Genomic DNA, 11,818 nt, shown 5'->3' with positions numbered 1-11,818 from the left:
CCAAAGTAGTGCGGAAGGGACGGAGCGGCCGGGCGCGACGGCCGGGGAGGCCGCCGGGTCCTCAGCCGTCGCAGTAGCTGACGTCCCCCACGGTCCAGGCGCTGACGTCCTTGAGGGCGATGCGGTACATGCCGCCGGTCTCCGGGATGCCCAGCGTGCCCTGGAGGATCCGGGCGACATGGAAGTGCAGATGGGTGGGGGGTTCGTCGCGCGGACGCGGGCGGGTGGTCCGGCCGGGCGCTTCGAAGACGGCGGCGAACGGGCCCAGGCGCTCGGAGTCCTTCAGGACCTCCGCGACGCGCTCCCGCCAGACGGTTTCGGGTGCCAGGCGGCCCGTGATGACGGCGCCCTGGACGACCACGGTGAGGGACATCTGATTGCTTTGCTCGGACTCCACGGTGGTGGCGATGTCAACAAGCAGATGATCAGGCTTCGACATGGGCGCCGACTCTACTACGCGAACGGCCGTCCACGGGGCGGTCCTTCGCCGCGCCGACGGGCCGCGGTCACGGCACTCCCTCCGGCGCGAACGTGACCCGCGCCAGACCGTGGTACGCGGCGACACACCGGGCGGGCCAGGGCCGGTGCCCGTGGTCGCCGAACGGTTCGCCCATCCCGCTGATCGGCAGGGGGTGGTACGGCAGCACCCGCGCGCCCCGTGCCGCCCGCTCCCGCAGCCACCGGTCCTGGTGGTCCCACCGCTCCGCCCGTACGCGCATCTCCTGGCCCAGATCGCCGACGGGGACGGCGAGTCCGGCGCAGCACGCGGCGCACACCGCCGCGCCGACCGCCGTCGCGGCGCCGGTACGCCACCCGGAGCGCCGGAGCGCGCGCCCCAGCAGGGCGCCGGCGCCCGTCAGCAGCGCCACGTACAACAGGAGGTAGTCGTTCCAGGTCCGCGCCGCGCGGGCCACGCCGTCGCCGAAGAGCGGATAGGTGAGGACCGTGCAGAGATAGCCGGAGACGACGAGTGCCAGGGCCCCGCCGGCCAGCAGATGGGCGGGGCGGCAGGGCCCCAGCACCGACGGGCGCGCGCCCCGGTCCCGGACGAGCAGCCCGAGGAGCAGACCGGCGGCGACGGCCCCCACGTACTGCCAGGTCGTCAGGACCGTGCCCAGGATGTCCAGGAAGCCGCCCAGCGAATCCGCCAGCGCGTCGGGCGCGAACAGGTCGCCGGTCCGCGCCCCGTAGCGCTCCCGGCGCTGCCGCGACCCCGGGGAGGTGACCAGGACGAGCAGGCCGGTCACCACGCCCGCGAGCCCGGTCAGGCACCAGGCCCGCGCGTACGGGCGTACGCGCGGGACGAAGAGCCCGCGGTGCGCCAGCACTCCGGCGGCCAGCGCCACCGCGGCGACGGCCGAGGTCTCCTCGGAGAGCGTGCCGAGGAAAGCGCCGACGGCGAACACGGCGGCCAGGGCGGCGCGCCGGCCCCGGCGCGAGTGCGCCCACGCGAGGGGGATCACCGCCGCGCAGGCCAGCACCGGCGCGACGGTGTGCGACACCGAGGAGGCGGGCCAGTAGAAGGTCTTGTAGATGTTGAGCGTCGGGAAGAGGAAGACCACGGCCGTCATGGCCGCCACGAGCAGCGGGACGCCGCGCGGCGCCGTACGCCCGGTCAGGCGCAGCAGCGTACGGACCGCGCCCCACAGGATCGCCAGCATGACGACGGCGCTGACGGCGGCGAACCACCGGTGTCCCGCCACACCGGGCTTCGCGTACAGCCCGACCAGCAGTCCGTTGCCGAGCCGGCCGTTGTCCGTGCCGTAGAACTTCCCGATCAGCCCCGTGATGCCGTGGTCGCGCACCTCGGGCAGGAAGCACCAGTCGTCCGCGCTGGGGCGCACATGGCGGCCGAGCCAGGCCGCCATCGCCAGCACACCGAGGGGCAGCGCCGCGAGGGCGGGCGGTCCGTACGCCGCCCATCCGCGCGCGGACCGCGACTTCCCGGTCTCCGGCGCGGGGACCGGGGCGGGGGCGGGAAGGGTCCCGGGGGCGGATCGCCCGGCCGGTCCGCCGGGGAGGGTGACGCTCGACGCGCCCGTGGCCATGCGCGCCACCGCCTTTCGGAGCTGAGGGCTGAGGCTGAGGGCTGGGAGGGAGGGGCGGGGACGGCTCCGGGCCGGTTACAGGGCGGCCCTGTTCCTCGGTCCGGTGTTCCTCGGTCCGGTACGGGACTGTTCCGTCTCGCGGACGATGTAGTGCGGGCGGTGCTTCGCCTCGTGGTAGATGCGGCCCACGTATTCGCCGACGATGCCGAGCGTCGCGAGCTGGATCCCGCTGAGCGCCACGACGGCGGTGATCAAAGTGGTGTAGCCGGGCGCGTCCACACCGTTCAGCGCGACGTTCCCGATGATCCACAGGGCGTATCCCAGCGCGGAGAGGAAGAGCCACAGTCCGGTGTGGATCGCGAGCCGCAGTGGGCGGCTGTTGAAGGAGAGCAGTCCGTCGATCCCGTAGTTGAGCAGGTTCCGGCCGCCCCATTTCGAGGTTCCCGCGGCCCGCCGCACATTCCGGTAGGTGAAGCTCGCCGTGTCGAAACCGATCCACGAGAAGATTCCCTTGGAGAACCGGTTGGACTCGGGCAGTGAGAGCACACTCTCCACCGCGCGGCGGGAGAGCAGCCGGAAGTCCCCGGCCCCGTCGACGACTTCGACCTCCATGCAGCGGCGCACCAGCCGGTAGTAGGCGAGGCTGAGCGCGGTGCGTACGGCGCCCTCGCCCGCGCGGTCGCGCTGCGCGACGACCTGGTCGTAGCCGTGCCGGTGCAGTTCCAGCATGCGGGGGACGAGGTCGGGCGGGTGCTGGAGGTCGGCGTCCATCAGGACCACCGCGTCGCCGCGGGACATCCGCAGCCCAGCGAGCATGGCGGCCTCCTTGCCGAAGTTACGGCTGAAGGAGGTGTAGCGGACCCGCGGATCGGCGCCCGCCAGTCCGCTCAGCAGAAGCCGGGTCCCGTCGGTGCTGCCGTCGTCCACGTAGCAGATCTCGAAGCTCTGCCCGGTCGGTTCGAGGGCGGCGAGCAGCGCGCTGTGAAAGGAACCGAGGACTTCGCTCTCGTTGAAACACGGTACGACAATGGAAACCTGAAGCATGGTCATCCCACTCCACATGGCTGATGCGACAGACGCGCCCGGGAAGGGCGGGGCGGAGGAATCAGCGGGATATGCCGCCGTGGAAGGAATGGGAGTTCACCGCGTACTACCCGGCTGTCCGCTCGCCGGGATTCCGCCGCCGCATCGCGTCCACGCTGCTTCCTCCGGTCCGTGCCGCATGTCCGTTGCCGGTGGCAACCATAGGATGAGGCGATCTTCATCTCAACGGGACATGCCGGACGGTGCGGCGCTTTCGTGCCGCACCGTCCGTGGGGCCGCACCGCCCGGGAGGCCGCACCGTCCGGGCGGCCGCACCGTCCGGGCGGCCGTGCCGCGCCCCGTCAGGCGCGGGGCTCCCGTGGCGCCGGGAGATGGATCGCGGTGGCCACCAGACCGTGTCCCGCGGTCCAGCGGCCGGGAAAGGCGCCGATGCGCCGGCCGCCGACCAGCGGTCCCGGTACCAGCAGCTCCGCGCGGAAGGTCCGTTCGACCGGATCGATGTCGATCCGCGCCTCGGAGAAGTCCAGTTCGGACCCGGTCAGCGGGTACCAGACCTTGAAGACGCTCTCCTTGGCGCTGAAGAGCAGCCGGTCCCAGCTCGTCCCCGGGTGCCGCTCCGCCAGGGACATGACCTGCTCGGTCTCGCCGGGCAGCCCGACGACGTCCAGCACGCCCTCCGGCAGCGGCGCGTCCGGCTCCGCGTCGATCCCCACCGACGCCGTCCCGTCCGCCCGCGCCACGACGGCGGCGCGGTACCCGTCGCAGTGCGTCATGCTGCCGACGATCCCGTCGGGCCAGCCCGGCGCGCCCCGGAGGTTCGGCAGCAGGGGGACGGGCGGCTGCCCGAGCCGCAGCAGCGCGCGGCGGGCCAGCAGCCGTACGGTCGTGAACTCCCGCTGCCGCTTGGGCACGGCCTTCGCGATCCGCTCGCGCTCCTGCGCGTACAGCAGCTCGCCGGGCCCGGGGACGGGGTCGTCGTACGCCGCCTCGCAGGCGACCGAGGCCGGCAGTATCGCCTCGATCACCAGGCGCTCCGGTCGTCGGGTACGGGCAGGATCTCCCGCAGCGGTGTCCTCGGCGGCCGTTTGCCCCACTCGCGCGGATAGCCGATCGAGACCTCCTCGAAGCGCACCCCGTCGTGCCACGTGACGCGGGGTATGTGCAGATGCCCGTAGACGACGGAGGCGGCGCGGAACCGGGTGTGCCAGTCCGCGGTCAGCTCCGTGCCGCACCACTGCGCGAACTCGGGGTGGTGCAGGATCAGGGTGGGGTGCCGTACCAGCGGGAAGTGGTTGACCAGGACCGTACGCAGTCCGGGATCGACGGCGGACAGCCGGCGCTCGGTCTCCTCGACCCGTGCCCGGCACCACGCGTCCCTGCCCGGATAGGGGTCGGGGTGGAGGAAGTACTCGTCGGTGCAGACGATGCCCGCGTCGTGGGCCACGCGCAGCGACTCCTCCATGGTGGTGGCGCCGGGGGCCCGGAACGAGTAGTCGTAGAGCACGAACAGCGGTGCGACCGCGACCGGTTCGCCCGCACCGCGCCACACCGGATACGGGTCCTCGGGGGTGGCGACGCCCAACTCGCGGCACAGCTCCACCAGATGCAGATAGCGCTTCTCGCCGCGCAGATCGCACGGATCCTTCGGGTGCGTCCACAGCTCGTGGTTGCCGGGCGCCCACACCACCTTGGCGAACCGCTCGCTGAGCAGGCGCAGCGCCCAGGCGACATCGGCGTACTTCTCGGCGACGTCGCCCGCGACGATCAGCCAGTCCTCGTCGGAGTCCGGGCGCATCCCCTCGACCAGCGCGCGGTTCTCCTCGTACGCGATGTGCAGATCGCTGACCGCCAGGAGTTTTCCGTCGGGCACAGTACCGTCCTTCTGGATCAGGCTCGAACACCGGTCCGGGCGCCGGTGTTCCCCCTGCGAGATTACGGCTCCGGGGCCGCGACAGGGAGTGGATCAGGGGCGTTCCGGAGGGAAGTCTGCCCGCGCGTGCGCGATCTCAGGCCCTGACGATTGCGCGGACGCGCGGCGCACCGCCGCAGTAGAGTGGAGCCGGCCTCCGGTCCCGCCTGTCGGCGGCCCGGATTCCTCGGTCCGTACCCGGGTTTCAGGAGGATACGAAACGATGGCGACGTCCACCGAAGCGAGCCGCTGGGTCCGGTGCTTCCATCCGGCGCCGCACAGCCGCGGCCAGCTCCTCTGTTTCCCCCACGCGGGAGGCTCGGCGTCCTTCTACTTCCCCCTCTCCGCACAACTCTCCTCCGTGGCGGAGGTGTTCGCCGTGCAGTACCCGGGACGCCAGGACCGACGCGAGGAGGCCGCCCCGCGTGACATAGGGGTGATGGCCGACCGGATCTACGCCGCGGTCCGCGGGCGGCTCGGCACCAGGCCGACGACGTTCTTCGGGCACAGCATGGGCGCCGTCCTCGCCTTCGAGGTGGCACGGCGCTACGAGGCCGACGGCGGTGAGCTCTCCCGCGTCTTCGCCTCGGGGCGGCGTGCCCCGTCGCGCGTCCGGGACGAGAACGTGCACCTGCGCACCGACGACGGGATCGTCGCCGAGCTGAAGTCGATGTCGGGGACGGACTCGGCGCTCCTCGGCGACGAGGAGATCCTCCGGATGATCCTGCCGGCCCTGCGCAGTGACTACGAGGCCATCGAGACATACCGGTGCGAACCGGGCGCCACGCTCCGTGCTCCGATCTCCGCGTTCACCGGCGACAGCGATCCCAAGACCTCGCTGGAGGAGGCCGAGGAGTGGCGTGAGCACACCACGGGAGCCTTCGACCTGAAGGTGTTTCCCGGCGGGCACTTCTACCTCGGCCCGCAGGCGCCCGCGGTGTTCGCGGCCCTGCGGGAGCATCTGGCGTCCGTCGCCTGAGCCGCGCCCGGGTGGTGCCCGGCCCGGCGAACGGTCGGCGGCCCGCGCCGGACACCGGTCGCGTCGCGCCCGGTGCGGACCGGCGGTGGCCACGGCCACCGCCGGTCCGTCCAGGGGCGCGGGCGGCACGGACACCGGATGCGGTGACGACCGTCAGCTGCCGGACGCCTGGTAGAGGCCGCGCCCGGCGCGGTGCGCCCGCGAGGTGCCGACCAGCCGGTCGAGGGTGCTCCGTACCGCGTTGATGCTGCCGGGCGTACCGTCGCGCCCCAGCTGCGCCGCCACGTCACGGGCCCGGACCGGGTCGCCGCCGGCCGCGGCGAGGATGGCGAGGATCTGGTCCGTCAGCCCGGCGCCCTGCTGATCGTCGGCGACGGGAGCCGCCTTCTTCGCGGACTTGGCCGGCGGCGTCTTCTTCGCCGGGCTGCGCTTGGTCTCCTTCGGCGCCTTGGCCGGTGTCTCCGCCTTGGCCTTGGCCGGAGCTTCCGCGTCGGCCTTGGCCTCGGAACCGGCCGCCGCCTTCGCGGCCTTGGCGGTCGCGCGTGCCTTGCCGCGTGCGGGCGCCGGGGCCGTCCCGGCGGGCGCCTCCTCGGCCGGCGCCTCCTCCGCCACGGGCTCCGGTGTCACCGCCCGCTGCTCCGGTACCGCGGGCGCGGCCACCGGCGGCAGCGCTTCGACGGCCTCCGGCGTGGGGGAGAGCGCCTGGAGTGCGCCCAGTGCGGTACGCACCGACTCCAGCCGCTCGGTGACCGTGGCCAGTTCCTTCTCCAGCGTCTGCTGGTGTGATTCCAACTGCGGGAGTTCCGAGCGGAGAAGCGCCGTGGTCGCCTCGATGCTGCCCGGTGTGGTGGGTGTGGTTGTCATGGTGTCGCCCTCTCGTTCTGGCCGCCGCCGTTGCCCCCCGTCGGCCGCCTCTGGGGTGAAGCCTAGGCCCTGCGGTGTGTCGTGTTGTGGTGAGAACGTGTGAACTGCCGTCGATCACCCTTACGGACGGCCCGAACTCACCCTGTAAATACGTCAGTTCGCGGAATCAACGCATCGGGGCGACAGGAGCCGGGCCGCAGGTGAGCGCCCCGGCGGTGGGACCCGTGAGAGGTGTGTGGTGCACTGTGGTGGCAGGCGCCCCGTACGGAAGGACATCTGCCCGTAACGGAACGGCGGCTCGAAAGGCCAGGTGTGCTGTTACGGTCGGAGAGGTGCGGTCACCGCTGCCCGCCGGTCTGTTCGCCCCGCTCCCGACCGGTTGTCCCAGGAGACTCGTGACCGCCTCCCTCGCGCGCCGCGCGCGTTCCGCCCGCCGTACCGCCGTGCCCGCCTGGCTCAGCCACCCGCTGGGCTGGCGCTCGGGACCGATCCCCCGGGCCGCCGTGGTCCGCGGCGCGCTCGGCGCCGGCCCGCTGCTCGCGCTCGGTGTGCTGACCGGTCATCTCGGCCCCGCCGTGCTCGCCGGGCTCGGCGCGATGCTCGCCGGCGTCAACGACCGCCCCGGCACCCGCCGTACCGGTGTCGTGCACATCGGCCTGCCCGCCGTCGCCGGGGCCTTCGGGCTGCTGTGCGGCGGCCTGCTCGCGGACACCGGCGGCCGGTGGGCCGCCGTGCCCGCGCTCTTCGTGGTGGGCTGGCTCTCCGGGGCGCTGAGCGTCGCCGGTCCGGTGTGGTCGGCCGCGGCGACGCAACTGCTCGTCACCGCGTCCATCGGAGCCGGGATGCCCCTGGCGGGCCCCGCCTGGCTCAAAGCGTCCTGCTACCTCGGTGGCGCCGCCTGGCTGCTGCTGCTCCGGTTCCTGCTGCGCGCTCCCGGCCTGCGCCGCGGCGCCCGGTGGGACGGGGAACGGGAGGCCGTCGCCGCCGTCTTCGACGCGCTCGCCGACGCGCTGCGCGCCGTGGGCGGGCCGGACGCCGGGGCCGCCCGGCGCCGGCTGACCGCCGCCCAGCAGCGCGCGGACGAGTCGGTGCGCCTGATGCGGCTGCTGTCCTGGCCGGCCGGGGCGCGCGGCGGCGGCCCGGCCGCCGTCCACCGGATCGTCACCCGCTCCGGCGCGGCGACGGCGCTGTGCGAGGCCGGGATAGCACTGCTCTGGGAGGGCAGGCCGCTGCCCCGCCAGGTGGCCGAGGGGCCCCGCCGGCTGGCCGCGGCCGTCCGCGCGGACGCGGCGCCCGGCGCCCTGCCGAGCCCGGCCTCCGACACGGTCCAGCGCGGCGCGTTCGACCGCGCGCTGCTGGACGCCGCGGTCGCCTTCGACCGTACGGAACCGGAGGGGAGGCCCCTGCCGTACGAGAACACCACCACCCGGCCCCGCGCTCCGCGCGCCGTTCCCCGGCGGCCGGGCCGGGTGTTCGCGCCGGCGCGCCGGGAGAACGGGCTGCGGGTGGCGCTGTGCGTCGCCGTGAGCGCCGCCGTCGCCCTGAGCCTCCACCAGACGCACTGGTACTGGCTGCCCGCCACGGCCGCCTTCCTCGTCAAGCCCGACCTGGGACCGCTCTTCTCCCGGGTGGTGAACCGCGTCGCGGGCACGGCCGCGGGTGTGCTGGTCTTCACTCTGGTCACGGCGGTGGCCACGGGCCTCGGCGGACCCTGGTGGCTGATCGGTGTGGTGGTGACGGGCGGGGCGCTGATCCCGGTGGCCACCCGGCACTTCGGCTTCCAGACCGCGGCCGTCACCCTGCTCGTCCTGGCGTTCCTGTACGCGGCCGGGGACACCGAGGCGACCGCCGCGCGGCTGCTGGACACCGCGCTCGCCTGCGCCATCGTGCTGCTCGTCGGGCATCTGCCGCACCTCACCGATCCCCGGGTACGGGTCGGTCACCGCTTCGCGGTCGCACTGCGCTGCACGGAGCGGTACCTGCGCCACGTACTGGACACACCGTCCGGCGGCGGTGCGCCGGGCACCCCGCGGGCCCCGCACGGAGCGGGGACACCGGCCCCGCCGCGCGGCGGCGACGCCACCGGCATCGCGCTGCGCCACGCCGCCTACCGCGCGCTCGCGGAGGCGCGGGCCGCGGCGGAGACGGCCGCCGCGGAGCTGCCGGGGCCGCACCGTACCCACCGCCACGACTGGGCGGCGGTGGTGGCGCGCGCGGAGCGGATCGTCGAGGCGGCGACCGCCTGTGCCGTACGGGTCGAACAGGGCGTCCCGCTGCCGTCGGCCGCCGAGGCGCGGGAGGTCACCGGGGCGCTCGCCGCGATGGCCGACGCGCTGGAGGAGGGCCGCCCGCCGCCCGCCGCGGCCCTGCCCCCGGTCCCGAGCCGGTGCCGTTCCCTGCGGGACGTCGTGACCCATCTCCACGGGATCCAGGCCCTGACCACGGCGGCCTGACCCGCCCGGACCCGCCCTCGACCCGCCCGGACCCGGCCCGCCGGAGCCTGACCCGTCCGGGCCCGACCGCCGGTGTGTCCGGCCCGGACGGGAGGCGTCACTTTCTTCCGCGGCGGGTGAGCGGCCGTTCGAGGAGCCGGTACGAGGCGTACGCCGCCACGAAACTGGCCGCGACCGTGGCGGGCCCCTGCCAGGTGCCGAGCCCCAGGTCCGACATGAGCCGGGACAGCGGATAGTGCCACAGGTAGAGGCCGTAACTGAGGTTCCGTCCGGTCCACACCAGCGGGGCCAGGGAGAGCGACCGGGCCAGTCGGCTGTCGGGACACAGCTCCAGCGCCGCGACGAGTGTCGCCGACAGGACGGCCGTCACCAGGAACCCGACGGTGTACCAGGGCACGGTCCAGGCGGACTCGCCCGTCATCGGCACCTGCCAGACGATCAGGGCGAGCAGCGCCAGCGCGGGCCAGGCGAGCCGTCCCGCCCACCGCCCCAGGGTCGCGAGCCGGGGATCGTCCGTGGGCAGCCGGGCCACCACCACGGCCAGCAGCGCGCCGGCCAGCAGCTGGTCGGCGCGGGTGTCCATGCCGTTGTAGATACGGTGCGCGGCATCCGGGTTCCACAGCACAAGGCGCCACACCAGCGGCAGCAGACACACCACGGCGGTGCAGATCAGCACCGTACGCGCCCGGAACCGGCGCAGGAGCAGCAGCAGGAGCGGCGGCCAGACGAAGTAGAACTGTTCCTCGACACCGAGCGACCAGGTGTGGGACAGAAGGGAGGTGTCGCTGGAGTAGACGCCGGGCTGGGAGGCCCTGACGATGTTGACGAGGAAGGTGGCGGCCAGGACGACGGCCGGCCACGCACCGTCGAACGAGGGCAGCCGGGTGGTGAACACCAGTACGGCGCAGAACGCGCAGACCGCGAGCAGCGCCGGGACCAGCCGCAGCCAGCGCCGCCAGTAGAACGACCGCATCGCGACGTCGCCGGTCCTGGCGAACTCGGCGAGCAGCAGGCGGGTGATGACGAAACCGCTGATGGTGAAGAAGACGTCCACCCCGAGTGCGCCGCCGGGCAGCAGGTCGGGTTCGAGGTGGTACACCATGACCAGCACCACGGCCAGCGCCCGCAGCCCGTCCACCCCGCGGACCCGGCCGCCCCGGCGCAGCGTTCCCGGGAAGCCGCGCGCTCCCCGGTCGGGCCGGCCGTCGACGCGTACCGGGATGAGACCCAGAGCGAGCCCCGGCGCACCGTCGTGACCGGTGTGCCGGGGCAGTTCCCGCGTGTGCCCTCCGGGCCCACCCGGTCTGTGCGGCTTCTGTTCCTCGGCGGCTCCGTCCCCTCGGCCTGTGCGCGTCGCTGTCTCGGTAGGTGTGCTGTCCATCCCGTGCCCGTGCCCGGAAAGTGGACTCCCACGCGGTTGTTCATGCGATTCTCAGAAAGCGCGGCCATTTGGAGGAAGACGGCAGGACGGGAGGAGAGGTTGCTCCTACGGGAGGAGAGGTTCCTACTTCAGCGGTGCGGCGAACAGCGGGACGACCTTCTCCAGCGCGTACGCCACCGAGAGCACCGAGTCCGTCGCGAACGCGTTGCTGAGCGTGTCGTCGTCGAACACCACGGAACGGCCCGCCTTGACGGAGGGAACGGCCTGGTAGAGCGGGTCGTCGGTGATCTTCTTCGCGTCCACGCCGATGGGCGCCATCACCGTCAGATCGGCGTCCAGCAGTTCGAGGTTCTCGCGGCTGACGGGTACGGAGAACGACGCGCCGGCCTTGGCCTCGACGGCCGGGCTGTTCCGGAAACCGAGGCGTTCGACGAAGTCGACGCGGCCGGTGCCGTGGACGTACGCGCCGAACGCGTCGCCCGTCCGGGAGCCGAGGGCGATCGTTCTGCCCTTGAACTCGGGGTGGGCGGCGGCGGAGTCCTGGAACTTCCGCTCCGTCTCCGCGATGAGCTGCTCGCCCTTCTCGGGGATGCCCAGCGCGGCGGAGATCATCTCGGTCTGCTTGCTCCAGGAGATCTTGTACTGGTCGCCGCCCTTCGGCACCCCGATGGTCGGGGCGATCTTGCTGAGGGTGTCGTAACGCTCTTGGTCCCCGCTGGACTTGGTGTCCAGGATGAGATCGGGCCGGAGCGCCGCGATCTTCTCGAACTGCGGTTCAAGGGTGCCGATGATCTGCGGGCTCTTCCGGTAGAGCCCCTTCGCCCAGGGGCCGACCCCGTCGCCGCCGAACGCCAGCCAGTCGCTGGCCCCGACGGGCTGCACGCCGAGCGCCAGGGCGGCCTCGGCGTCGCCCCAGCCCAGCGCCACGACGCGCTGGGGGTGTTCGTCGACGGTGACCTCGCCGAACTTGGTCGCGACCTTGGCGGGGAAGGCGCCGTCGTCCCGGGCGGCGGAGGAGCCGGCGGAGGCGTCGTCGGACGAGGACGAGCCGCAGGCGGTCAGCAGCCCGACGAAGAGCGCGGTGAGAACGGCCCACAGGGCAGCGCGAAGATTCTTTTTACGTGACATGAAATTAGGTTA

The 11,818-nt window shown here is 73.3% G+C and carries 10 protein-coding genes; 2 read left to right on the top strand and 8 right to left on the bottom strand.

All coding sequences use genetic code 11. The features are described 5' to 3' along the window. Positions 1-61: 61 nt before the first annotated feature. The 5 genes from ACFXKG_RS13670 to ACFXKG_RS13650 all read right to left on the bottom strand — a co-directional run bounded on the left by ACFXKG_RS13670 (position 62) and on the right by ACFXKG_RS13650 (position 4,962). Positions 62-439, bottom strand: a complete 378-nt coding sequence (locus ACFXKG_RS13670; RefSeq protein WP_384836981.1) for a hypothetical protein — start codon at positions 437-439, stop codon at positions 62-64. A gap of 67 nt (positions 440-506) precedes the next feature. Continuing rightward, positions 507-2,048, bottom strand: a complete 1,542-nt coding sequence (locus ACFXKG_RS13665; RefSeq protein ID WP_384836978.1) for a DUF6056 family protein — start codon at positions 2,046-2,048, stop codon at positions 507-509. 75 nt (positions 2,049-2,123) lie between these two features. Beyond that, positions 2,124-3,092, bottom strand: coding sequence for a glycosyltransferase family 2 protein (locus ACFXKG_RS13660; protein ID WP_384836975.1), 969 nt, complete (start codon positions 3,090-3,092; stop codon positions 2,124-2,126). A 341-nt stretch (positions 3,093-3,433) separates the two neighbouring features. Further along, a complete protein-coding gene (locus ACFXKG_RS13655; RefSeq protein ID WP_384836972.1) occupies positions 3,434-4,117 on the bottom strand; it encodes a 4'-phosphopantetheinyl transferase in 684 nt (227 codons plus the stop codon). Continuing rightward, entirely contained in the window at positions 4,114-4,962 is an 849-nt protein-coding gene (locus ACFXKG_RS13650; RefSeq protein WP_384836969.1) for a metallophosphoesterase family protein, read from the bottom strand. The genes ACFXKG_RS13655 and ACFXKG_RS13650 overlap by 4 nt, the downstream gene beginning before the upstream one ends. Before the next feature lie 262 nt (positions 4,963-5,224). Between ACFXKG_RS13650 and ACFXKG_RS13645 the strand changes: the two genes are divergently transcribed. Next, a complete protein-coding gene (locus ACFXKG_RS13645; RefSeq protein ID WP_384836966.1) occupies positions 5,225-5,980 on the top strand; it encodes a thioesterase II family protein in 756 nt (251 codons plus the stop codon). A 153-nt stretch (positions 5,981-6,133) separates the two neighbouring features. Here the strand turns inward: ACFXKG_RS13645 and ACFXKG_RS13640 are convergent, their stop codons facing one another. Further along, positions 6,134-6,844 carry a hypothetical protein gene (locus ACFXKG_RS13640; RefSeq protein WP_384836963.1) on the bottom strand — a complete coding sequence of 237 codons (711 nt, stop codon included), beginning with the start codon at positions 6,842-6,844 and terminating at the stop codon, positions 6,134-6,136. A 395-nt stretch (positions 6,845-7,239) separates the two neighbouring features. Between ACFXKG_RS13640 and ACFXKG_RS13635 the strand changes: the two genes are divergently transcribed. Beyond that, complete coding sequence (locus tag ACFXKG_RS13635; RefSeq protein WP_384836960.1) at positions 7,240-9,297, top strand: FUSC family protein; 2,058 nt, start codon at positions 7,240-7,242, stop codon at positions 9,295-9,297. Positions 9,298-9,394: 97 nt separating this feature from the next. On the opposite strand, the gene ACFXKG_RS13630 is transcribed toward ACFXKG_RS13635, so the two are convergent. Beyond that, positions 9,395-10,678, bottom strand: a complete 1,284-nt coding sequence (locus ACFXKG_RS13630) for an acyltransferase family protein (protein WP_384836957.1) — start codon at positions 10,676-10,678, stop codon at positions 9,395-9,397. A 123-nt stretch (positions 10,679-10,801) separates the two neighbouring features. After that, positions 10,802-11,806 (bottom strand): iron-siderophore ABC transporter substrate-binding protein, encoded by a 1,005-nt coding sequence (locus ACFXKG_RS13625; RefSeq protein ID WP_384836954.1) that lies wholly within the window; start codon positions 11,804-11,806, stop codon positions 10,802-10,804. Positions 11,807-11,818 lie beyond the last annotated feature (12 nt).

Source organism: Streptomyces sp. NPDC059255 (assembly GCF_042752355.1).
GTDB lineage: Bacteria > Actinomycetota > Actinomycetes > Streptomycetales > Streptomycetaceae > Streptomyces.
The sequence above is the reverse complement of the archived record's forward strand: the minus strand, read 5'-3'. Positions and strand labels throughout refer to the sequence as shown.